The sequence below is a fragment of the Natronococcus sp. JC468 genome (assembly GCF_012163165.1).
GTDB lineage: Archaea > Halobacteriota > Halobacteria > Halobacteriales > Natrialbaceae > Natronococcus > Natronococcus jeotgali.
On record NZ_JAAVUO010000030.1, the window covers coordinates 17,981 to 39,301 of the forward strand.

The window sequence follows — 21,321 nt, forward strand, 5'->3', positions numbered from 1 at the left end:
ATGGACGGTGACACCGCAACCGTACTCCTCGTCGAGAACGAGCCCGACCTCGCCGAGCTGTACGCCTCCTGGCTCGAGGGCGCGTACCGCGTCGAGACCGTTCGCGACGGGGCCGAGGCGCGCTCTGTCGTCGCCGACGGCGTCGACGTCGTCGTCCTCGACGGCCGACCCGCCGACGCCGACGTCGAGCCGGACGCCCTCGTTCGGGACCCCCGGACCCGCGTCGTGGTCATGACGGGAGCCGAACCCGACTCGCCGAGTCCGACCGTCGACGAGGTCCTCCTCAAACCGATGTCGCGGGCGGAACTTCGAAGCAGCGTCGAGAACCAGCTGTTGCGACGGACGTACGACGAGCAGCTCGAGGCGTACTTCGAACTCGCCTCGAAGCGGGCGACGCTCCACGGACGGCTCAGCGAGGCCGAACGCCGGTCGAGCCAGGAGTACGCCGAGATCGAGGATCGGATCGCCGTCCTCCGGACCGAAGTCGACGAGACCCGCGCCCGACTGCTCGAGCGGGACGACCTCGAACAGCTCTACCGGGACGTCACAACCGCCCCCGACTCCACTACGTAGCCGACGGCCTCGAACCCGATCCCGACTCCGTTCGTTCGAGCGTCGCGATCTCCCTGATCGCGATTCGGAGCCGATCCCGTCGGTTGCGCTCGACCAGCGGCCGCCAGCCGTGGGCCCGCGCGATCGCCCCGAGGACCGCGAGCTCGGTCCCCTCGCGGACGCCGTCGACGGCCTCGGTCCGGCCGTCAGCGGCGGCGACGGCTTCGGCGTCCCTGACGAACAGCCCGCGGCTGCCGTCCTCGAGCGGCCCGATCTCGATCGCGACGTCGTCAGTTCGGGCGGCGATCGCGTCGAACGCGGATTCGAGGAGGTGGCGGAACCGGTCGCGGTCGGCCCGGAGCGTCGCCTCCCCGACGAGACGGACCGCGTCGGGCTCGAGTCCGACCGCCGGCCGGGCGTCCTCGACCGCGGTCGCGAGGTCGAGCCGGGAGCGAGCCCCGACCGCGTCGGCGTCGCGGGCGAGCTCCCGGACGTCGTCGACGAGGCGGTCGGTCCGTTCGAGGATCGACTCGACCTCGCGTTCGGCCAGCGGGAGCTCCCGATCGTCCCCGTCGCCCTCGTCGAGGAGCGTCCCGACCCGCTCGAGCTGGCACTCGAGATCCCTCGAGAGGAGCCGCGCGATCGCCTCGAGGCGCTCGGTTTGGCGCTCGATCCGTTCGGTTCGCTCCCGGAGGGCGCGCTCGCGTTCGGTCCGGTCGAGCGCGGCGCGGGTGTTCTCGACGAGCGTCGAGAGCAACTCGACGTCGGTCTCGTCGAACGCCTCCGGCTCGAAGGAGCCGGTCATGAGCACGCCGTGGGTGCCGATCGGCGCGATGACCTCCGACCGCAGGGGCGTGTCGGGGTTGTACAGGTCGTCGACGGTCCGGAGATCGTCGAACCGCTCGACCTCGCCGGCCTCGAAGGCGTCCCAGACGAGCCCCTCGCCCGGACCGAACCGGGGGAAGCCGCCAAACTCGTCGTAGGCCTCGGCGGTGCCGGCGACGGGCTCGAGGTAGCCCCGCTCGTCCTCGAGCAGCCAGACGCCGCTGATCGGTAGCCCGAGCAGGTCGCTACCGGCGTGGACGGCGACCGCGCAGATCTCTTGGGGGTCGTCGGCCTCGAGGAGCCACCGGGTCACCTCGTGGAGCGATTCGACGACCCGTTCGTACTCGCGGCGGTCGGTCACGTCCCTGACGACCGCCGCGACCGAGGCCGCGCCGTCCCGGATCGGCACGAGCCGGAGCTCCCCGACGCGTTCGCTCCCGTCGCCGTCGGTGACCGGGAGCTCGAGCCGGCGCTGGCGGGCCAGTCCCGACTCGACGTCGCCGATCCCCCGGCGGATCGCCTCGAGGTCCTCGTCTGCGACCCCGGCCAGCGCCGCGATCGCGTCGACGCCCTCGCCGACGAGGTCCGCGCGGTCGGCGCCGAGAAACGACGTCATTGCCTCGTTGACGCCGAGGATCCGTCGGTTACCGTCGATCGTGACGACGCCGTCGTCGATCGCCTCGAGGACGGCCGCGCGGCGGTCGACGCGTCGCTCCCGGTCGTCGAGCTCGAGGACGAACGCCGAGAGGCCGTCCTCGACCGGGTAGGCGCGCAGTTCGAATCGCGCGTCGCGCTCGTGGTGGTACAGCTCGACGGTCGCCGGGAGACCGCCGTCTGCCGCGCGGTAGAACGCCGCGGGGAACTGGTCCTCGAGGGTGTCTGGAACCGCCTCGTCGACGCGCTTGCCGAGGACGTCCCCGCGGTCGGCGCCGAACAGCGCCGCGGCCTCGTCGTTGAGGTAGGTCACTCGGAGCCGCTCGTCGAGCGCGAAGACGCCGTCGGCGATCCGATCGACGAACGGGATCGATCGAACCGTCACGTCCGATCCCTCCGGTTTCGCCCTCGCGAACCGTCGCGGCCCGTCCTCGCTCGATCCTGCATCATCGATACGGACGGACGTTGGGGGGACGACCATTTGAGTCTCGTGGCCGCACGTGCCACCCGCGGGTCAGAGCGGAACGTCGGTCCCGAGCTCCGCCTCTCGAGCCCGGTCGTAGACGAACGCCGCGGTCGCGGCGTCTAACACCGCCGAGCCGACGCTGGCGACGACGACGATATCGTCGGGCGACTCGCGGTCGAACGACCCCGCCAGGACGCCGCCGAGGGGGACCAGTTCCCGATCGCCGTGCTCGAGGAGATCGCCCGTCTCGGCGGCCTCCTCGGGAACGTCCGCGACGACCGTCGCCGCGCGGTCGACCGTCGTCGCGTCGAGTTCGCGCATCTCGGGCGTGTAGGCGCCGACGGCGACGACCAGCGTCCCCTCGGCCAGCGCCTCTCCCAGGAACACCGGTTCGGTGGCGGTCGTCGCCGTCACGACGACCGATGCCGCCGCGACGGCCTCGCGGGGCGTCTCGACCGCGGTCGCCGGAACGTCGAGTTCGTCCTCCAACTCCGCGGCGCAGTCGACCTTCGAGTCGCTGGGCGAGTAGACCCGAATCGCCTCGAGCCGGGAGCCCACCGCCGCGGCGATCGCCCGGGTCTGCCAGCGAGCCTGCGTGCCAGCGCCGATCACGCCGAGCTCGAGCGGTCCCTCGGCCGCCAGCTCGCGGGCCGCGAGCCCGCCGATACAGCCCGTCCGGGCGCTGGTGATCCGATTCGCGGTCATGTAGGAACGGGGCTGTCCCGTCTCGGCGTCGACGAGCGCGAGCTGGGCCGTGACCGTCGGCAGCCCGCGGTCGGGGTTGTCCGGACAGACCGTCGCCAGCTTCGTGGCGGCGTACGGCTCGCCGTGAACGTACGCGGGCATACACAGCCCCGTCCCGGTCGGCTCCGTCGGCGCGTCGGGGTCGAGCCCCGTCCCGATCGGGTAGTGGGGACGCTCCGGGCGCTCGACCTCGCCCGCGTACTGCTTCTCGAAGGCTTCCGCGAGAACCGGGAGTAACGCCTCGAGCTCGAGCACCGACGCCACGTCCGCATCGGAGAGCACGCGTACCATGGTCCGACTATCGTCGGGCCCCCACTTCATACGGACTGCTGTACGTCGTTGACGGCGCACCCGCGAGCCGAACGGCGGGAAACGACTGTATCCTCGGCCCGCGAACGGGGCGTATGCACACCGTCATCGTCGGGGGCGGGATCGTCGGGACCGCGATCGCCGCCCGCCTCGGTTCGACCGACGGCGAGGTCGCGCTGCTCGAGCGAGCCAAGATCGGCGCGGAGACGACCGCCGCCTCCGCCGGACTGTTGATGCGGACCGTCGTCGATCCCGAGCCGTTCGATCTTCGGATCCGGGAGCGGGCCCGCGAGCGCTACCGCGAACTTCGCGAGGACGGCCTCGAGACCGATCGGATCGGCATCGTCTACGTCGCCGAGAGCGAGAGCTTCGCCGACCGCCTCGCGGACTCCGCCGCGGCGCTTCGCGAGGCCGGGATCGACGCTTCCTTCCTCAAGCCCAACGAACTCGTCGGGCTCGGGATCGAGCCCGAGGGCCTCGAGGGCGGGCTCTACACGCCCGAGGACCGGGTCTGCGATCCCGCGGCCGCGGCGAAGCTGTTCGCCGATCGCGCGCGCTCGGCGGGCGTCGACGTCCGAACCGGGGTGTCGGTCACCGACGTCGAAACTCGCGACGGGGCCGTCGCGGCCGTCGAGACGAGCGAGGGTCGATTCGCGGCCGACCGGGTGATCAACGCGACGGGGCCGTGGGCGCCACAACTCGACGAGGCGGTCGGAATCGACCTGCCGCTGTGTCACACCCGCGGGCCGATGCTCGCGGTCGAGACGAGCGATCCCCTCGAGGGACCCACCGCTATCTTCGAGTCCAAGCGGTACGTCCGGCCCACCGAGACGGGCGCCTGGCTCGGCGCCTACCGGACCGACTACGTTCCCGGCCAGCGCTGCGACCTCGCGGACCGGTCGGTTTCGGCGTCGTTTCGCGAGTCCGTGCGGGAACTCGAGACGGTCGTCCCCGCCCTCGAGGACGCGACGGTCGTCGACGACTGGGTCGGCTACCGGACGGTCACCCCCGACGGCCGCCCGCTGGTCGGCGAGACCGGGCTCGAGGGCTACCTCGTCGCGGTCGGGTTGAGCGGGCAGGGGATCACGCTGGCACCCGCGGTCGCCGACGTCGTCGGCGGGATCGTCGAGGGCGACGCCGACCCCGAGTACCGGCGTCGGCTCTCGCCGACCCGGTTCCGGGACTGACGACGAACGCTTATCCCGACCCGAGTCAACGTATCCCGTATGAACGCTGTCGTCGTCGGCGGCGGAATCGTGGGGCTCTCGAGCGCGTTCGAACTCGCCGAGCGCGGCGTCGACGTCGTCGTCTGCGAGAAGGGCTCGATCGGGAACGGCAGCACGGAGCGGGCCGCGGGCGGGATCCGCGCGCAGTTCTCGACGCCGACGAACGTCGAGCTCTCGCTCGCGAGCATGGCCGTCTGGAGCGAGTTCGAACAGCGGTTCGGAACCGACGTCGACTACCGGACGAACGGCTACCTGTTTCTGGCCCGCACCCCCGAGACCGCCGCGGCCCTCGAGACGGCCGTCGAGATGCAGAACGAACGGGGAGTGCCGAGCGAGGTGCTCGAGCCCGCCGGCGCCCACGAGCGCTGTCCGGGGATCGATCCCGACGGGTTCGTTGCGGCGACGTACTCCCCGACCGACGGCTTCGCGGACCCCCACCTCGCGCTGCAGGGCTACGCCCGCGCGGCCGCCGACGCGGGCGTCGACGTCAGGACGAAGACGCCCGTCACCGACGTCCTGCGCGAGGACGGCGACGGCCGCGTCGTCGGCGTCGAGACGCCCGACGGCCCCCTCGAGGCCGAGTTCGTCGTCAACGCCGCGGGGCCGTGGGCCCGTCGAGTCGGGGCGATGGCCGGCCTCGAGCTACCGATCGCGCCCAGGCGCCGCCAGATGGTCGTCGTCGACCCCGAAACCGCCGTCCCCGAAACCGATCCGCTGACGATCGACCTCGAGACGGGCACGTACTTCCGGCCCGAGCGCGACGGCGAGGCGCTGGTCGGGGGCCACCTCGGCGGTCCGGACCCGGATCGGGACCCCGACGGCTACGACCGCGGGATCGACTTCGACTGGGCCGCGGACGTCCTCGAGACCGCTTCCGAGTGGGCGACCTACTTCGGCCCCGACTCCCGGATCAAGCGCGGCTGGGCGGGGCTGTACGCAGTCACCCCCGACGACAACGCCGTCCTCGAGGAGACGGTCCCCGGCCTGATCACGGCCGCGGGTTTCTCGGGCCACGGGTTCCAGCACGCCCCCGCCACGGGGCGGCTCGTCGCCGAGTTGATCGTCGACGGCGAGGCCTCGCTGGTCGATATCGCGGCGCTCTCGAGCGATCGGTTCGGAACCGAGCGCGAGCGACTCGAGCGGAACGTCGTCTGACAGCATCGGGGACTCGAGTTTGCGATCCGGGCTCGGGCAAACGTCCGTACGATCTCGAGGACTGGCCTCCCGTTCGGTCGGCCAGTCGACAGTACACGCCACCGCGGCCGGGACGAGACTCGAACGGATCCGTACGGGAAACGAGACACCTCCTGCAGTACTCGACACCACTTCGCAACACGACAGTAGAGCCATGTGGCATGAGAACGTACCGAATGGTATGGCCGAAGGAATTCCGGTACGGGTCGTCGCCGGAGACGAGGTGACGAGCATCGAGGTCGAACCCGGCACGAACCTCCGGGAGGCGTTGCTCGAGCACGACCTCCCGGTGTACGGAACGGTCTCTCAGTACGCCAACTGCGGCGGCCGAGGGCTCTGTTCGACCTGTACCGTCGAGGTCGATCCCGCACCGGATCCGGTCCACTGGCACGACGCTGCCGCCGTTCGGTTCGGGTATCCGCGGCTCTCCTGTTGTATCGCGGTCGAGGAGCCGTTGACGGTCAGGCTGCTGGACAAACACGTCTGGGGGCAGCTCCTTCCGCGCCGGCTCTAGAAGTGGTGGCCGAGGTAGACGTCGCCCTCGGGGTAGAGCTCCTCGAGGGTGGCCACCGTCTCGGCGTCGGCTTCGAGCCGACCCGCGTACGCGAGGTCGCTCGCCGAGCGGGCGCCGACGGCGAGCTGCGAGAGCGCGCCGATATCGAGACTCGCGTCGGGTTCGCCGTCCTCGCCGTCGACTCGCTCACAGGTCGCCGCTCCGTCCCCGACCTCGAGGACGAACCGGCCGTCGTTCGGGTCGGCCAGCGGGTCCGCGACCTCGAGGGTGAGCGCGGCGTCGGCCTCGGATGTCGTAAGCTCGGGAAGCCCCGCGGCGACGTCGACGAGCCGGACCATCGGGCCGTTCTCGAGGGTCGTCTCGATCGCGTCGGGATCACGCGCGAGTTCCCGGATGGGAACCATCTCCGAAACGCGCAGTTCCACGCGGTCGACCTGCGAGTCGTGGTCGGCACAGAAGGCAAACAGCGCGAACAGCGCCTCGCGGTCGACCGCCGCCAGCTCCGAGACGCGCATCGTCCGGGCGCCGTCCTCGCGCTCGATCCGGTAGACGAGGTAGGCAGCGGGCTCGCCGTCGCGCTCGTAAACGTAGACGAACGGGTCGGCGTCGTGGCCCCCGAAGATCCGGTGGCGCCACCACGCCTCGTCGCGTTCGATCGCCAGGCCCTCGCTGGCGGCGTCGTAGACGGGCTCGAGGACGGCGTACTCGTCGGCCTCGAGGGGACGGAACGAGCCGTTGTCGGCGCCCCTGGCAAACGCGAACGCCTCCGGCGACGCGGCGTGGGTGACGATCCGGTTGGCGGTGTCCCAGCCGTACTGCCGGTAGAAGCGGTAGCGAAACGGCCAGAGGATCGAGAGGCGGTCGCCGCGCTCGCGGTACTCCGCGAGCGAGCCCTCGAGTAGCTCCCGGACGTTACCCTCGCGGCGGAACTCGGGCGGTGTCGCGACCGACGCCAGCCCGGCGACGGGGCGGGCGTCGCCGCGGACGCGGGCCTCGAGCCAGTAGTGACGACAGACGGTTCGGGGCCGGTCATCACCCTCGGCGAAGATGCCACGACGGGCGCCCCGGGCGTCTCGAACCGTCTCGTGCTCGTCGGGATCGTACGCGGGAACGCCTCCCTCGGGTCTGAACGCGTAGCTACGGTACTCGTGGAAGGTCTCCCGCTCGTCCGGGATCGGGCGATAGTCGGTCATACGAACGACCGCGGCGGCGGCGGAAAAGAAGGTTCTGGAGCGCGCTCAGACGTGGTTCTCGACGAACGTTTCGATGCGGGCCAGCGCCTTCCGGAGGTCCTCGAGCCCGGTCGCGTAGGAGATCCGCAGGTGGCCCGCCCCGCCGGGCCCGAAGACGTCGCCGGGGACGACGGCGACGCCCTCCTCGCGCAACACCGCCTCGGCGAACTCCTCGGCGGTCCAGCCGTCGGGCACCTCGGGGAAACAGTAGAAGGCGCCCTTGGCCTCGAAGACGTCCATCCCGATCTCGCGAAAGCGCGAGAGCACGAACCGTCTGCGACGGTCGTACTGGTCGACCATCTCGCGGACGTCGTCGTCGCAGGACTCGAGGGCCTCTAAGGCGGCGTGCTGGGCCGTCGTCGGCGCCGACAGCATCGTGTACTGGTGGATCTTGTTCATCGCCCCGATCGCCTCGCTGGGTCCGAGCGCGTAGCCCAGCCGGAGCCCGGTCATCGCGTGGGCCTTCGAGAACCCGTTGAAGACGATCGTTCGCTCGCGCATCCCGGGCAGGGTCGCGATCGAGGTGTGCTCGCCGTCGTAGGTTAGCTCGGCGTAGATCTCGTCGGAGAACACCGTCAGGTCGTGCTCGCGGGCGAACTCGGCGATCGGCTCGAGATCCTCCTCGCGCATGATCGCGCCCGTCGGATTGTTCGGGTAACAGAGCACGAGCACGTCGGCCGCCTCGGCGCCCGCGCTCTCGAGGGCGTCGACGGTGAGTCGGAAGTCGTCCTCCTCTTTCGTCGGCACCGACAGCACCTCACCGCCGGCGAAGATCACGCCGGGCTCGTAGGAGATGTAGGAAGGCTGGGCGACGGCGACGGTGTCGCCGGGGTCGACGAACGCCCGGAACGCCAGGTCGACGGCCTCGCTCGCGCCCGCGGTGACGAGGATCTCCTCGCCCGGGTCGTACTCGAGGGCGAACCGGTCGGCGGCGTACTCGCGTATGGCCTCGCGGAGCTCTCGAGTCCCGCGGTTGGCGGTGTAGGAGGTCTGGCCCCGCTCGAGGGAGGCGATGGCGGCGTCGCGGGCCGCCCACGGCGTCGAGAAGTCCGGTTCGCCGACGCCCAGCGAGATGACGTCGTCGCGTTCCTCTGCGATCTCGAAGAAGCGCCGGATGCCCGAGGGCGGAACCTCCCGCACCCGTTCGGAGAGCTCGAACGTCATGGCGAGAACGAGAGCCGATCGTCCTCCTCGCCGTCGCCGAACTCGATCCCGTTCTCCTTGTAGGAGGTCATCACGTAGTGGGTAACCGTCTGGGTGATCTCGGGGACGGGAGCGACCTTCTCGCTGACGAACTGCGAGACCTCCCGGATCGAGTCGCCCTCGACCTCCATGTCGAAGTCGTAGTCCCCGCTGACCAGCCGCAGGGCGGTCACCTCGGGAAATCGTGCGAGGCGCTCGGCGATCTCGCCGTACCCGGTCTCGCGGTCGAGGTGGACGTTGAGTTCGACCTCGGCCCGGACGCGCTCGTCCTCGAGTTCGTCCCAGTCGACGACGGCCTGGTAGCCACGAACTACGCCCGCTGCCTCGAGCTCCTGGATAGTCGCCTCGACCTCCTCGGCCGAGAGGTCGGTCATTCGCGCGATGTCCGCGGCGGAGTAGCGCGCGTTCTCACGGAGCAACTCGAGCACCTCGCGTTCGCTCATACCCCACCCAAGCGCGAGGGCGAAGTAAAACGTTGTCCCTTCCCGGTTTTTTGCGCCCGGCGAGGGCTCGAGCGCCCCGATCGGCGGTCACCGGTAGTGTCTGAACAGGAGCGCGCGGACGTCGTCTTTCGTCTGGACCGACTCCGTCGAGCCGTCGGGCAGCGTCACTGTATACCTGAAGTCGGCCGAAGACGCCTCCGTCCACTTGTCGTCGTGGGTCTCGAGGAGGGCCATCATCTCGTCTAGCATCTCGTCGTCGTCGGCGCCGTCGCCGTCCTCGCCGTCGGACGGGTCGCGGTCGTCGGACGCGTCGTCCGTCGGGGCGCCGGGCGTCCCGGCGAGACGGTCGCCGGACGGCGCGGACGCCCCCTCGGCCCCGTCGAGGGTCGGCTCCGTCGTCGAGTCCCGATCGGCGGAGCCCTCGGGATCGACGGCGCTTTCGTCGGCGGTCTCGAGGGCGTCTCCCTCGACCGCATCGTCGACCGATTCGGCCTCGTCGTACGAGACCGTCTGCAGGTTCGGGTCGGCGTCGACGCCCGCCCCGACCTCGTCTCCGTCGGCCGCCGCCCCCGGCTCGAGTTCGAGTCCGTCGTGAAGGTTGTCGATCAGGAACTGCACGGCGTCGCGTTCCCGTACGTGGCCGTACTTGCCGACGACGTGCTCGCCGATCTCCTCACGCAGCTGCTGGACGATCGCGTACTGCTCGTCGGTTACCTCGAGTGTCTCCATACCGAACCAGTCACCCTGCTGGTACAAATATATTCCTGGGAGATCGGTTCGGAATACTACTGTGCAGAGGCGTTGCGAGGCGATCGGTGCGTCGGCGACCGTCGTGTCGCCGTCCCGTGCGGCGGCGACTCGAGTCCGCTCCCGAGGGACTCACCTATAAGATCGAACAGCCGTAACTGACGGGTATGGTACTCCAGGAGTCCGACTCCGAACTCGAGGCCGGCGACGCCGCACCCGACTTCGAACTCGAGGGCGCCGACGGCGAGCGCTACCCCCTCGAGGACTTCGCCGACAGCGAGGCGTTGCTTCTCGTGTTCACCTGCAACCATTGCCCGTACGCGCAGGCGAAGTTCGACCTGCTGAACGAGCTGGCCGACGAGTACGACGCCGTCTCGGTCGTCGGGATCAACTCCAACGACGCCGCGGAGTACCCCGAGGACTCCCTCGAGAAGATGCGCGAGTACGTCGCGGACGGACGGATCCGGTACGACGCCTACCTCCGCGACGAGAGCCAGGCCGTCGCCCGCGCCTACGGCGCAGCCTGTACGCCCGACCCCTTCCTGTTCGAGCGGGCGGACGGGGAGTTTCGGCTGGTCTACCACGGCCGGCTCGACGACGCCTTGAATCCGGAGGACGAGCCGACCCGGTTCCACGTCCGCGAGGCCATCGAGAGCGTCCTCGCGGGCGAGGCGGTCGACCTCGAGTGGCGGCCCTCCCGGGGCTGTTCGATCAAGTGGGTCGACGAGCGGTAGCATCCCGCTCGCGGACGACCCGGGCTTTGACGGATCGCAAGAGCTTACTTTCCGGCCCTCAGTTCGTCTGACAGGTCTCGCGTCATGTCCGTCGATCCTCCGGGCGGCCCCTCGTCGCGTCTCCCCTTGCAGGTCTCGCTCCGGCCCGAGACGATCACCCGAATTCAGGAGACGGTTCTCGACTCGTTTCGCGCCCAGCTGCTCGCGACGGCGCTGCTCGCGATCCTGACCGTTCTCGGGATCGCGGGGACGTCGCGGCTCTACGAGGCGATCCGGCGCCGCCGCGGGACGCGGATCGCCGAGATCGCCTCGATTCTCGTCCTGGTGGTCGTCGTGGCGATCGCCGTCTACGGCTTCAGCGCGATCTGGGGCGTGCTGTTCGTCCTCGAGTTCGCGCTGAACGCGGCCTCGATCTCGCCGTGGGAGGCCGCCCAGCAGGTCGTCACGCTCGGGATCGTCGCGACCGCGTACCTGGCGATCCGCTTCGTCAACCGGTCGATCGACACGCTCGCCGAGACGCGCGCACTCACGAAACACCAGAGCGAGGTCGCACACCACGTCGCCGACGTCACGATCATCGGCATCGCCACCACGGTGATCATGTCGCTGTGGGGCATCGAGCTGACGAACATCTTCATCGGCGCCGGCGCGATCACCGCCATCGTCGCGCTGACCGCCCGCGAGACGCTGGCGGGAATGCTCGCGGGGTTCATCCTGCTGTTCTCCCGCCCGTTCCGGGTCGGCGACTGGATCGAGGTCAACGAGACCCAGGGGATCGTCACCGACGTCACGATCTTCACGACGAAGATCCAGACCTTCGACGACAAGCACGTCCTCGTCCCCAACGACGAGGTGACGAGCAGCCAGCTGACGAACTACTCGCGCAACAACCAGCTCCGCCTCGAGATCGAGGTCGGCGTCGACTACGAGACCGACCTCTCCCGGGCGCGGGAGGTCGTCGTCGACGCCGTCGACGACCTCGAGATCATCAAGAGCTCGCCCAATCCCCAGGTCGTCACGCGGGGCTTTGGCGACTCGTCGATCCTGCTCGAGTGTCAGGTCTGGATCGGAAACCCGACGATGCGACGGACCCACGACGCCCGCACCGCGGTCATCGACGCGATCGCGGACGCCTTCGAGCGGGAGGGGATCTCGATCCCGTACCCCCAGCGGGTCCACGCCCCGCGCGGGGACGGGTTCAGGGTCGAGAGCGCGCCCCGCGAGGGCGCCGGGATCTCGACGACCGACGACTGAGCTCGGTCTCGAGCGCCGGACGTCGGGAGCCGCCCGACGGTCGCGGTTACCGAACCGCGCGGCGGTACTGGATCGGCCAGGACTCGGGCTCGTCGGCCAGTTCGTCCGCGGCGCGGAGCCCGAAGTACGGGTCGCGAAGGAACTCCCGCCCCACGAGGACGAGGTCCGCACGTTCGTTTCGAACGAGCGCGTCGGCCTGCTCGGGCTCGGTGATTCCCCCGACCGCGCCGACGGCGATCCCCGCCTCCGCGCGGATCCGCTCGGCCAGGGGCACCTGGAAGTTCGGCCCGCCGGGCGGGTTCTGATCGGGGTGGAGCCCGCCGGAACTGACGTCGATCAGGTCGGCGCCCAGCTCCTCGAGCTCCCCGGCCAGCCGCACCGACTGCTCGAGATCCCACGACGGGCGGTCCTCGAGCCAGTCCGTTCCGGAGATCCGCACGAAGACGGGCTTGTCGTCGGGCCAGACCTCCCGGACCGCCGCGACGACCTCGCGGACGAACCGCGTGCGGTTCTCGAAGCTCCCGCCGTACTCGTCCTCGCGGCGATTCGTCGCCGGCGAGAGGAACTCGTGGAGCAGGTAGCCGTGGGCCGCGTGGACCTCGGCGATCTCGAAGCCGGCCGCAAGCGAGCGCTCGGCGGCCGCGCGGTAGGCGTCGACGACGTCTGCGATATCGTCGTGGGTCGCCTTCCGGATCGCCGGATCGTCGCCGGGGAACGGCGGGTACCCCGAAGGCGAGGGCGAGAGCACCTCCCAGCCGTCGTCGTCCTCCTCGGGGTGGATCGGGACGTTGCCCTCCCAGGGACGGGTCTTGCTCGCCTTGTGGCCCGCGTGGGCCAGCTGGATCGCGGGGACCCTGCCCTGCTCGCGGACGAACTCGGTGATCGGCTCGAGCGCGTCGGCGTGCTCGTCGCTCCAGATCCCCAGGTCGGCGGGCGTGATCCGCCCGCGGGGTTCGACGGCCGTCGCCTCGGTCATCACGATTCCGGCGCCGCCGACGGCGCGGCTGCCCAGGTGGACCCGGTGCCACTCCGTCGCCAGCCCGTCGGGTGCACAGGAGTACTGGCACATCGGCGAGACGGCGAGCCGGTTCGGTACCTCGAGCTCGCGCATCGATAGCGGCGAGAACAGCTCTGGCATCGACCGGGGGTAGCCGTTCTCGAGGGGTAACGACCCCGAATACCGAGGCTCTTGCCGGTATGAGGTGCGAGAACGGGTCGCTTATTCCTCTCGGGACGACAGTGCGGGCATGGACAGCGACTTCCTCGATCGGTTCGACGCCGTCCGTCCCGTCCTCGGAATGGTCCACCTCCCGGCCCTTCCCGGCGCCCCGGGGTACGACGCGGACGGCGGCCGCGAGTCGATCCGGCGCCGCGCGCTCGCGGACACCCGGGCCCTCGAGGCCGGCGGGGTCGACGGGATCGTCATCGAGAACTTCGGCGACGCACCCTTCCACCCCGAAGACGTGCCGACCCACACGGTCGCGGAGATGACCGCGATCGCGACCCGGGTCGCGGGCGCCGTCGACCTCCCGATCGGGATCAACGTGCTCCGCAACGACGCCGAAGCGGCGCTGTCGGTCGCCGCCGCGGTCGGCGCCGAGTTCGTCCGCGTCAACGTTCACGTCGGCGCCGCGGCGACCGACCAGGGCGTACTGGAGGGCCGCGCTCACGAGACGATGCGACTCCGTGAGCGCATCGACGCCGACGTGGCCGTTCTCGCGGACGTCCACGTCAAACACGCGACGCCCGTCGGCGCCGACGACGTTCGGCGGGCGGCCCTCGAGGCCGCCGAGCGCGGCCGAGCCGACGGGCTCGTCGTCTCCGGTCCGGGCACCGGCGCGGCGACGGCCCTCGAGGACGTCGAACGGGTCGCCGGCGCACTCTCCGATCGGGGACTCGAGGTGCCGACGGTCGTCGGCAGCGGCGTCACCCTGGAGACGGTCCGGAACTGTTTCGCGGCGGGTGCCGACGGCGTCGTCGTCGGCACCGCGCTCAAGGAGGGCGGCGAGACGACGAACCCGGTCTCGCGCGAGCGCGTCGCGGCGCTCGTGGCCGCCGCTCGCGGGGACGCGTAGCGAACGGCGACGACAAAAACGGCACTCGGCGCACCTTCAGTCCTCGACTTCGGTTGGCAGGGCGTCGTCAGGTTCGTCGGCGGTGTTCTCCGAGACGGTGCGGCGGTTGGCCTCCCCGACGCGGTCGGCGACGTTGGCGACCATCTCCTCGAGGATGTCCTGGACCTCGCTGTCGTCGTCCTTGACGAGGGTTCCCTTGCTGCCCTCCGCGCCGAAGTCGGGGTGGATTGGCACCCGACCGACCAGCGGGACATCGTATTTCTCCGAGATCGTGTCGGCGCCCTCGGTTCCGAACAGGCCGTGCTGGTCGCCACAGCTCGGACAGACGAACGAACTCATGTTCTCGACGATACCCAGCACGGGCGTGTCGTGTTTGTTGAACATCTGGACGCCCTTGCGGGTGTCGTCCAGCGCCATCTCCTGGGGCGTCGTGACGACGACCGCGCCCGTCACGGGCATCGACTGCAGCAGGTTCAGCGTCGCGTCGCCCGTCCCCGGTGGGAGGTCGACGACGAGGTAGTCGAGTTGGCCCCACTCGACGCCCTCGAGGAACTTCATCATGAACTTGTTGACCATCGGTCCCCGCAGAATGGCGGGATCGTCCTCGTCCTCGGTCATAAAGCCCATACTGATCACGCGGACGCCGTCCGAGCGGGGCGGGACGATGTCCTCGTTGGGCGTGACGCCGGGATCGCTCTCGACGGGGAGGATGCGGGGGATGTTCGGGCCGTGGATGTCCGCGTCGAGAATGCCGACCATCGCGCCGCGTTTCTCGAGGCCGGCCGCGATGTTGGCCGCGACGGTCGTCTTGCCGACGCCGCCTTTCCCCGAGGAGACCGCGATGACGTTTCGTACCCGGGGGAGAACCTCGTCGTCGAAACCGTGTTCCGCGCCGGCGTGGGCGCGCAGATCGGCCTCGAGACCGGCCTCCTCGCAGACCTCCCGGATCCGGTTCCCGATCTCCATCTCGGAGGGGGCGTAGGGCGTGTTGAACGCCAGCGAGATCCGGGCGGTCCCGTCGTCGATCGTGACGTCGTTGACCAGGCCGAGCGTGACGATGTCCTCGCCGATGTCCGGATCTTCGATGCCCTCGAGTTCGATCTTGAGTTCGTATTCTGTGATGCTCATACTGTGTCGGGGTGTGCTCGAAAACTGGTAAGGGGTGCAACGGGATACGTGTGATGGTTCGGTACCCGAGGGACCGCTCGAGACGAACGCTAACGGACGCGAGACTCGAGACGATGGAGATCGACGGCGAAAAATGACGGGTCGGTACTCGGGCGGCCTACATCGGGCCGGGTGCGGTGATCGGCTCGGGCATCCCGCCGTAGAACAGGATCCCGATGATCATCGTGATGATGAACATGCCGATCCACATCTGGGCCGTGATCCCGACGAGGTAGGAGACGCCGAGCAGCCCGGTGCTCGTGTCGCGGGGTGCACCGAGGAACCACGCGGCGACCATCACGTAGACCGGAACGAGGATGATAGCGAAGATCAGCCAAGTACCGATGTTCGGGAAGCCAGTCAGGCCCTCGGTGCCGTCATACCCGTGGTACAGCAGGTACGACAGGCCGCTCGAAAGTGCCGGAATCATGCTTCAACCTCCGGTTTCTTCGTACTTTCCTCTACCGGTTCGTGCTCGTGTTCGTGACTGTGTCCGTGTCCCCCGCGGAGGTGTTCGATCGCGTGGAGCTCCACGATAGGGACGACCTTCGAGACCGTCAGGAAGACCAGCACCACGAGGCCGATGGTTCCCGCCAGGGACAGCCACTCGATGGCGCTCGGGAAGTACTCGCCGGGGGTCGCCTCATAGAGCGTGAAGACCGGATGGAGGAACCCCTCGACGACGAACAGGAGCTTCTCGGTGAACGTCGCCGCGAGCACGGCCACGCTAACGATCAGCGCTCGCTTCTTGCTGAACAGCGCCGGACGGATGACCATCGCGAAAATGTACGCCAGCGAGAGGCCGATCATGCCGATCGCAGTCTGGTAGATCGGACTGCCGACCTTCGCCTGGGTTGCCTCGGCTCGAGGGATCGGTGCCTTGAACAGCCCGTTGACGGCGTACTGGAGCTGGAACCAGAGGAACAGCATGCAGAAGAACCCGAGCCACAGCAGGAGGCCCCGGAAGATGTCGTCGGTGATGATGTGGTCCCAGTCGTACGCGCGACGGAAACCGTAGGCGGCGAGGGTGATTCCGCTGATCGCGGACATGAGCGCGATCGCGAGGAACGTCGGCCCCTGAATGCCGCCCTCCCAGGCGGGCATTGACGGCAGCAGCGCGAACAGCCACGGAATGACGCCGCCGTGGAGCAACAGCGGAGCCATGATGATCACCGCGAGCGCGAGCCACCAGACCATCCGCTCGACGACCTCGTCTTCCTCCTCGGAGTAGCCGAGCGTCAAGACCTTGTAGATCGGGTTGAACCGGTCCGGCAGCTGGTCGCGAAGTCGCACCACGTCGTACCGAATCGTCAGCGCGAGGTAGGTCGCGGTCAGCACGAAGTACGCGGTGATGACGGTCACGTCCCACACCAGCGGCGAGTTGTTGACCGTGATGTGGTAGTGGCCCAGCACGCTCGTGACCATCCGGTCGGGACGGCCCATGTGGACCAGAATATAGAAGCCGGCCGCGGAGAGACCCGCGATCGTCATCAGCTCGGCCATCCGGGCGACGGGCATGTACCTCTCCATGCCGAGCAGTCGGACCGCAGCGGAGAGGATGATCCCGCCGTGAGCGATGCCGACCCACCAGATGAACGCGCCGATGTACATCCCCCAGGTGACGCCACCACCGGAGCCCCAGTCGCCGAGGCCGGTGACGATCAGTCCCTGCTGGAGCTGGTAGGCCCAGCCGACGAGGAAGGCGCCAAGCGCCAGCGCACAGAGCGCAAACAGCGCGAGGTAGCCCTTCGACACGTTCTGGATCGGCCGAAGGATGTCCGCTTCCGTCGGCGTCTTCGTGCTCATCCGAGCCTCACCCCGGCGTCGCCGACCGTGCCCTCGTCGAGGACTTCCTTGCGGTTGTCGACGAGGCTTACGGACTCGCCGTTCGCGCGAGCGTAGGAGAGGTCCTCGTAGTTGGCACCGGTTCCGGTCGGCTCGACCTGTTCGGCGTCCGGACCGGGCTCGTTACCGAGGTAGATGATGTTCGGGTTGGTTCCCTGATCCTCGAGCAGCCGGAAGTTCGACGTGGGCGTACCGGCGAACTGCTCGAGTCGGACCTGGGCCTGCTGCTGGTCCGGTTCGAACTCCTCGCCGTTGCCACCGTTTCCGCCGTTACCGCCGTCGCTGCTGTTTCCGCCGTTGCCACCGTTGCCGCCGTTACCGGACGATTCCGGCTCGTCGGCGAGGTTGAGCTGGGCGAGGACCTCCTGGCTCTGGAAGTCGAGGCCGTGCTCGGAGAGCGCGTCCAGCGCGTCCTGGACGTTCTGCTCGTACTGGGCGTGGTCGCCGTCGGTCTCGGCCAGATCGTCGGTGACGATGTCGATCGCGACCATGAGCTCGAGGTCTTCCTGCTCGAGGTCGGTCGCCTCGATCACCGAGTCGACGTCGGTTCCGGCGCCGCTGAGGCTCTCCTCGAGGTCGCTCGCGGACGGCGGGCTGACCCGCGCCAGCGTCCGAGCGCGGGCCGGGTTCTCGGCGTAGCGGATCGGGTCGCTGGTCTCGTCGTGCATGTTCCCGAACTGGATCGCGTCCGGCGGGCAGGCGTCCTCGCAGGCGGTCGTGCCGACCTTCTCCTCGCCCTTGTGGCCGTCCTGTCGGGACGGGCACATCGTACACTTGCTCATGGTGCCCCGCGGCGCGCGGCTGTCGACCCAGCGGCCGCGGTCGTCGGTCATGTGATCGCCCTGCTCGCCGGGCTCGGCGTCGTGTTGCTCGGCGATCTGCTCGGTCGAGATGTCCGGCTCGTCCCACTGGAAGTAGTTGACGCCGTAGGGACAGGCGACCTGGCAGTACCGACAGCCGATGCAGACGTCGTAGTCGGTCAGAACCAGCCCGTCCTGGTCGCGGGTGTGGCGGGCCGTCGTCGGACAGACCTTCTCACACGGCGCGTCGGTGCAGTGCTGGCACGGGCGGACGAGACGGTTCGGCGCTCGTCCGGCGCCCCGGGCGACCTGGGAGTTGGTCGCGTCGGAGGAACTGGAGTCCTCGTACTGGAGGACGTACATCCAGTTGACCCCCTGGTCGAGGTTGTTCTCCGAAGAACAGGCGGTAACACAGGACAGACAGCCGTCACAGCGCTCGAGGTCGATGGCCATCCCCCACTGGACGCCCTCGCCCTCGCCGAATCCGGGTTCCTCCTCGCCGCCTTCGGCCGCGGCGAGCGCTTCCTCTTCCTGACCGCCGTTGTCGACGGTTCCCCAGGCGCCGAGACCGACGGCGGCGGCGCCGGCGCCCATCTTCTTCATCACGTCGCGGCGCGGCTCCTCGCCGTCGCCCTCGAACTTCGAGAGCATCTTGGAGACCGTTCCCTTGGCCTCTTCCTGGGCCTTCTGGGCCTTCTCGTAGGCCTCCTTGGTCGGGCGCTGGTCCTCGCCGAACTCCTCCATCACGTCGTCGTGGTACTTCTCGTGGAACTCGGCCTCGGAGAGTTCGCCCCTCGTGACCCGCATGGCGTCCTCGGCCATCTCCATCCCGAGGTCGGTGTCGTACTCGGTGTCGTCGAGCATCCCCTCGAGGTCGTTTTCCCACTCCTCGCCGAGTGGATGGAACGAATCGTCGTCCGCACTCATTCGCCGAGAGCACCTCTCGTCGAACCCGTTCGATTACACGTCGGTACGTAGTTGAATACAACCATATCTGTATCCTCTACCCCGCACTCGCAACTAGATGGTGTTGAACCATCGAGCCGATTTCCAACTTCTGAGAACGGATACGAACATGTTCGCGTGTACTTCCCCGACGGGATCGGAGAGTACCCACCTCGTCGTCACGATGGGCGGGATCGTCGGCGTCGACTCTCTCAACCGCTCGCGAGCTGTTCCTCGAGTCGGTCCTCGCTCGGCAACTCCTCGACGAACTGCTTGACGATCGCCTCCTCGGCCCGGTGGAGCGTCTCGCTGCAGGTCGATTTGGCGATGCCGAGGTGGCCGGCCAGCTCGGTCAGCGAGCAGCGCCGCGGCGTGTCGTAGTACCCCTCCTCGATGGCGGCGGAGACGACCTCGAGCTGGCGCTCGGAGAGCAGCTGGCTTCGGTGGAGGCGCTCGCGGATCTGTTCGATGCGGTACCGGAGCCCGAACTGCTCGAGCTGTTCGGCCAGCTCCGCGAGGCGCTCGCGCGAGCCAGTGACCTCGACGGTGGCCTCGCCGTTTCGAATCTCGACGGGAAGCTCGATCGGAATGCCCGACTCTTTCGCGGAGAACAACAATAGCGGGGCCGTCGTCTCGAAGTGGATCGTCGCCTCCCGGTCGCTGCGCTGGACGACCGTCAGCTCGAGGATCTGCGGGTGCGTCCGAATCTCGTCGAGCATCTCGGACACCGCGGGTCCGGCGAGGCGGACGAGGGCGAACCCCGACTCGTTGCCGGGGACGGCGGCGAGGACGCGAAACGTCGCCTCCGGGTACGCCGTCGAGACCTGCTGGATCCAGATCTGTTCGGGCATCGTGACGGTGAGTGTTGCCTGGGCCATGCGAACCTGTTCGGCTCGGACCTAGGTCGGAAGGCGACAATAGTACCCCCACGATTCCTACATCGTGGGAATGGAGCGTACGCAATCGCTCCGGCCGGCTGACGGCGGGCTCGAGGATCGTCGTCGGTCGCCCACCGCGGAGCGGACCGGCCCTCAGTCGGCACCCGAGAGGTGGTCACACACCAGCGCCGTCGTCTCCGAGGGCCGCTCGTGGACCACCCAGTGACTCGTCTCCGGCAGCCGCTCGAGGCGGCCCCGCTCGCAAAAGCGGACGCTCTCGGGTCCCAGCTCGGGTACGAGCGCGACGTCGTCCGCTCCCCAGATCACGAGCGTCGGCTGCTCGAGGGGGTCCCGACGGGTCTCGGGCGGGTACCGCGCGAGCGCACGGTACCAGTTCAATGAGCCCCGCAACGCACCGTCGCGGCGCCACGCGCGTCGATAGGAAGACAGCTCTCGTTCGGTGAATGTCCCCTCCGCCGCGGTCCCTCGAAGAGCGTGCTCGAGGAGCCGAAAGTCGTCGTACCGACAGAGCCGTTCGGGCAGCCACGGGAGCTGGAACGTCATCGCGTACCAGCTGCGCTTGAGCTGTTCGGGGTTCGACAGGAGCTGCTGGCGGTACGCGGTCGGGTGCGGCGCGTTGACGATCCCGAGGTGGTCGACCCGCTCGGGGTACCGGTACGCGAGGTCCCAGGCGACGACGCCGCCCCAGTCGTGGCCGACGACGTGAGCCCGCTCGCGCCCCTCGCTCGCGATCAGTTCGGCCACGTCCCGGGAGAGTGCTGGAAGTCGGTACTCCCGAACCGCACGCGGTTTCTCGCTCAGGTTGTACCCCCGCTGGTCGGGGATCACGACCCGATACCCGTCCTCGACCAGCGGTTCGATCTGTTCGCGCCACCCGTACCAGAACTCCGGAAAGCCGTGTAACAACACGACCAATGGATCGTCCGGGTCGCCCGCGACGACGGCGTGTAGCCGAACCTCGTTGACGACCCGCGAGGTCGACCTCGCCTCGTCGAGCGAGAGCAACGAGATGTCCGTCTCGAGGGGAGGTTTCGGTGCGGTCACGCGGAGCCGTACGGAACGGACGTTCATCCGCGTACCGCCCGGCGAGCGCCGGCCGTCGGGATCACTTGTACCTGCGAACACGCCACGCGATTCCCTTCCGGAGGGAATCATCGGAAGTGTGAATTAGTTTACACTCGTAGCTAGAACCAAGGCAACCTTGACATCCTCCGGCGCCTAAAGACGCGGGAATCCACGAAGTGGATATTCAGGTTGCGCGTTTCCTCGGTTCTCAAGTACGCTTTCGCGTGGAACGTCAACGGTCGCCACCGAGTTGTGACCAACGGTGTGCTTTTCAGCGCGTGTAGCCCTGCCTAGCCTGGGGATGTTCGGCGCGATTCTGGTCGAGCCCGCCGAGGGCCTCCCCGAGGTCGACCGCGAGTTCTACAGGCGGTTCGAGGCGAGTGCCTCGGGGCTTGACCCCGAGGGTGAAGCCGACAGTGGCCGACCAG

General features: G+C 68.9%; 20 protein-coding genes. 7 read left to right on the forward strand and 13 right to left on the reverse strand.

The window, feature by feature from the left end:
* Complete coding sequence (locus tag GWG54_RS15405; protein WP_167938618.1) at positions 1 to 573, forward strand: HalX domain-containing protein; 573 nt, start codon at positions 1 to 3, stop codon at positions 571 to 573.
* Here the strand turns inward: GWG54_RS15405 and GWG54_RS15410 are convergent.
* Positions 566 to 2,512, reverse strand: a complete 1,947-nt coding sequence (locus GWG54_RS15410; RefSeq protein ID WP_209438476.1) for a PAS domain-containing protein — start codon at positions 2,510 to 2,512, stop codon at positions 566 to 568. The genes GWG54_RS15405 and GWG54_RS15410 overlap by 8 nt on opposite strands.
* A 33-nt stretch (positions 2,513 to 2,545) precedes the next feature.
* Positions 2,546 to 3,532: an ornithine cyclodeaminase family protein gene (locus GWG54_RS15415; protein WP_167938620.1), complete on the reverse strand. Its 987-nt coding sequence runs from the start codon at positions 3,530 to 3,532 to the stop codon at positions 2,546 to 2,548.
* A gap of 113 nt (positions 3,533 to 3,645) precedes the next feature.
* Between GWG54_RS15415 and GWG54_RS15420 the strand changes: the two genes are divergently transcribed.
* From GWG54_RS15420 to GWG54_RS15430, 3 genes are all read left to right on the forward strand, one after another.
* Positions 3,646 to 4,737: an FAD-binding oxidoreductase gene (locus GWG54_RS15420; RefSeq protein WP_167938621.1), complete on the forward strand. Its 1,092-nt coding sequence runs from the start codon at positions 3,646 to 3,648 to the stop codon at positions 4,735 to 4,737.
* A gap of 39 nt (positions 4,738 to 4,776) precedes the next feature.
* Entirely contained in the window at positions 4,777 to 5,931 is a 1,155-nt protein-coding gene (locus GWG54_RS15425) for an FAD-binding oxidoreductase (protein ID WP_167938622.1), read from the forward strand.
* Between the two features lie 220 nt (positions 5,932 to 6,151).
* Entirely contained in the window at positions 6,152 to 6,484 is a 333-nt protein-coding gene (locus GWG54_RS15430; protein ID WP_167938623.1) for a 2Fe-2S iron-sulfur cluster-binding protein, read from the forward strand.
* On the opposite strand, the gene eis is transcribed toward GWG54_RS15430, so the two are convergent.
* The 4 genes from eis to GWG54_RS15450 all read right to left on the reverse strand — a co-directional run bounded on the left by eis (position 6,481) and on the right by GWG54_RS15450 (position 10,091).
* Positions 6,481 to 7,677: an enhanced intracellular survival protein Eis gene (gene eis / locus GWG54_RS15435; RefSeq protein WP_167938624.1), complete on the reverse strand. Its 1,197-nt coding sequence runs from the start codon at positions 7,675 to 7,677 to the stop codon at positions 6,481 to 6,483. The two genes, GWG54_RS15430 and eis, sit on opposite strands and share 4 nt — an antisense overlap.
* Positions 7,678 to 7,722: 45 nt before the next feature.
* Positions 7,723 to 8,880: a pyridoxal phosphate-dependent aminotransferase gene (locus GWG54_RS15440; protein WP_167938625.1), complete on the reverse strand. Its 1,158-nt coding sequence runs from the start codon at positions 8,878 to 8,880 to the stop codon at positions 7,723 to 7,725.
* A complete protein-coding gene (locus GWG54_RS15445; protein WP_167938626.1) occupies positions 8,877 to 9,362 on the reverse strand; it encodes an Lrp/AsnC family transcriptional regulator in 486 nt (161 codons plus the stop codon). Before GWG54_RS15445 ends, GWG54_RS15440 begins: the two co-directional genes overlap by 4 nt.
* Positions 9,363 to 9,449: 87 nt before the next feature.
* The gene (locus GWG54_RS15450) at positions 9,450 to 10,091 is read right to left on the reverse strand and encodes a hypothetical protein (RefSeq protein ID WP_167938627.1); all 642 of its coding nucleotides are present in this window, start codon (positions 10,089 to 10,091) and stop codon (positions 9,450 to 9,452) included.
* Between the two features lie 185 nt (positions 10,092 to 10,276).
* Here GWG54_RS15450 and GWG54_RS15455 point away from each other — a divergent pair, with 185 nt between their 5' ends.
* Entirely contained in the window at positions 10,277 to 10,843 is a 567-nt protein-coding gene (locus tag GWG54_RS15455) for a thioredoxin family protein (RefSeq protein WP_167938628.1), read from the forward strand.
* Positions 10,844 to 10,927: 84 nt separating this feature from the next.
* Positions 10,928 to 12,097: a mechanosensitive ion channel family protein gene (locus GWG54_RS15460; RefSeq protein ID WP_167938629.1), complete on the forward strand. Its 1,170-nt coding sequence runs from the start codon at positions 10,928 to 10,930 to the stop codon at positions 12,095 to 12,097.
* Between the two features lie 46 nt (positions 12,098 to 12,143).
* Here the strand turns inward: GWG54_RS15460 and GWG54_RS15465 are convergent, their stop codons facing one another.
* Complete coding sequence (locus tag GWG54_RS15465; RefSeq protein ID WP_167938630.1) at positions 12,144 to 13,235, reverse strand: NADH:flavin oxidoreductase/NADH oxidase; 1,092 nt, start codon at positions 13,233 to 13,235, stop codon at positions 12,144 to 12,146.
* A gap of 109 nt (positions 13,236 to 13,344) precedes the next feature.
* Here GWG54_RS15465 and GWG54_RS15470 point away from each other — a divergent pair, with 109 nt between their 5' ends.
* Entirely contained in the window at positions 13,345 to 14,172 is an 828-nt protein-coding gene (locus tag GWG54_RS15470; protein ID WP_167938631.1) for a BtpA/SgcQ family protein, read from the forward strand.
* Positions 14,173 to 14,208: 36 nt separating this feature from the next.
* Here GWG54_RS15470 and GWG54_RS15475 read toward each other — a convergent pair whose 3' ends face one another.
* From GWG54_RS15475 to GWG54_RS15500, 6 genes are all read right to left on the reverse strand, one after another.
* A complete protein-coding gene (locus GWG54_RS15475; RefSeq protein ID WP_167938632.1) occupies positions 14,209 to 15,300 on the reverse strand; it encodes a P-loop NTPase in 1,092 nt (363 codons plus the stop codon).
* A gap of 157 nt (positions 15,301 to 15,457) precedes the next feature.
* The gene (locus GWG54_RS15480) at positions 15,458 to 15,769 is read right to left on the reverse strand and encodes a hypothetical protein (protein WP_167938633.1); all 312 of its coding nucleotides are present in this window, start codon (positions 15,767 to 15,769) and stop codon (positions 15,458 to 15,460) included.
* A complete protein-coding gene (nrfD, locus tag GWG54_RS15485) occupies positions 15,766 to 17,145 on the reverse strand; it encodes an NrfD/PsrC family molybdoenzyme membrane anchor subunit (RefSeq protein ID WP_167938634.1) in 1,380 nt (459 codons plus the stop codon). The genes GWG54_RS15480 and nrfD overlap by 4 nt, the downstream gene beginning before the upstream one ends.
* On the reverse strand, positions 17,142 to 18,911 hold the full coding sequence (locus GWG54_RS15490) for a 4Fe-4S ferredoxin N-terminal domain-containing protein (protein ID WP_167938635.1): 1,770 nt from the start codon (positions 18,909 to 18,911) through the stop codon (positions 17,142 to 17,144). Before GWG54_RS15490 ends, nrfD begins: the two co-directional genes overlap by 4 nt.
* A gap of 230 nt (positions 18,912 to 19,141) precedes the next feature.
* Positions 19,142 to 19,807: a helix-turn-helix domain-containing protein gene (locus GWG54_RS15495; RefSeq protein ID WP_167938636.1), complete on the reverse strand. Its 666-nt coding sequence runs from the start codon at positions 19,805 to 19,807 to the stop codon at positions 19,142 to 19,144.
* Positions 19,808 to 19,960: 153 nt separating this feature from the next.
* Positions 19,961 to 20,899: an alpha/beta fold hydrolase gene (locus GWG54_RS15500; RefSeq protein WP_209438477.1), complete on the reverse strand. Its 939-nt coding sequence runs from the start codon at positions 20,897 to 20,899 to the stop codon at positions 19,961 to 19,963.
* Positions 20,900 to 21,321: the final 422 nt, after the last annotated feature.

Excerpts from the sequence above, each read along its gene's own strand:
- GWG54_RS15405 (WP_167938618.1), top strand. The coding sequence starts at position 1 with ATGGACGGTGACACCGCAACCGTACTCCTCGTCGAGAACGAGCCCGAC.
- GWG54_RS15410 (WP_209438476.1), bottom strand. The coding sequence starts at position 2,512 with ATGGTCGTCCCCCCAACGTCCGTCCGTATCGATGATGCAGGATCGAGC.
- GWG54_RS15415 (WP_167938620.1), bottom strand. The coding sequence starts at position 3,532 with ATGGTACGCGTGCTCTCCGATGCGGACGTGGCGTCGGTGCTCGAGCTC.
- GWG54_RS15420 (WP_167938621.1), top strand. The coding sequence starts at position 3,646 with ATGCACACCGTCATCGTCGGGGGCGGGATCGTCGGGACCGCGATCGCC.
- GWG54_RS15425 (WP_167938622.1), top strand. The coding sequence starts at position 4,777 with ATGAACGCTGTCGTCGTCGGCGGCGGAATCGTGGGGCTCTCGAGCGCG.
- GWG54_RS15430 (WP_167938623.1), top strand. The coding sequence starts at position 6,152 with ATGGCCGAAGGAATTCCGGTACGGGTCGTCGCCGGAGACGAGGTGACG.
- eis (WP_167938624.1), bottom strand. The coding sequence starts at position 7,677 with ATGACCGACTATCGCCCGATCCCGGACGAGCGGGAGACCTTCCACGAG.
- GWG54_RS15440 (WP_167938625.1), bottom strand. The coding sequence starts at position 8,880 with ATGACGTTCGAGCTCTCCGAACGGGTGCGGGAGGTTCCGCCCTCGGGC.
- GWG54_RS15445 (WP_167938626.1), bottom strand. The coding sequence starts at position 9,362 with ATGAGCGAACGCGAGGTGCTCGAGTTGCTCCGTGAGAACGCGCGCTAC.
- GWG54_RS15450 (WP_167938627.1), bottom strand. The coding sequence starts at position 10,091 with ATGGAGACACTCGAGGTAACCGACGAGCAGTACGCGATCGTCCAGCAG.
- GWG54_RS15455 (WP_167938628.1), top strand. The coding sequence starts at position 10,277 with ATGGTACTCCAGGAGTCCGACTCCGAACTCGAGGCCGGCGACGCCGCA.
- GWG54_RS15460 (WP_167938629.1), top strand. The coding sequence starts at position 10,928 with ATGTCCGTCGATCCTCCGGGCGGCCCCTCGTCGCGTCTCCCCTTGCAG.
- GWG54_RS15465 (WP_167938630.1), bottom strand. The coding sequence starts at position 13,235 with ATGCCAGAGCTGTTCTCGCCGCTATCGATGCGCGAGCTCGAGGTACCG.
- GWG54_RS15470 (WP_167938631.1), top strand. The coding sequence starts at position 13,345 with ATGGACAGCGACTTCCTCGATCGGTTCGACGCCGTCCGTCCCGTCCTC.
- GWG54_RS15475 (WP_167938632.1), bottom strand. The coding sequence starts at position 15,300 with ATGAGCATCACAGAATACGAACTCAAGATCGAACTCGAGGGCATCGAA.
- GWG54_RS15480 (WP_167938633.1), bottom strand. The coding sequence starts at position 15,769 with ATGATTCCGGCACTTTCGAGCGGCCTGTCGTACCTGCTGTACCACGGG.
- nrfD (WP_167938634.1), bottom strand. The coding sequence starts at position 17,145 with ATGAGCACGAAGACGCCGACGGAAGCGGACATCCTTCGGCCGATCCAG.
- GWG54_RS15490 (WP_167938635.1), bottom strand. The coding sequence starts at position 18,911 with ATGAGTGCGGACGACGATTCGTTCCATCCACTCGGCGAGGAGTGGGAA.
- GWG54_RS15495 (WP_167938636.1), bottom strand. The coding sequence starts at position 19,807 with ATGGCCCAGGCAACACTCACCGTCACGATGCCCGAACAGATCTGGATC.
- GWG54_RS15500 (WP_209438477.1), bottom strand. The coding sequence starts at position 20,899 with ATGAACGTCCGTTCCGTACGGCTCCGCGTGACCGCACCGAAACCTCCC.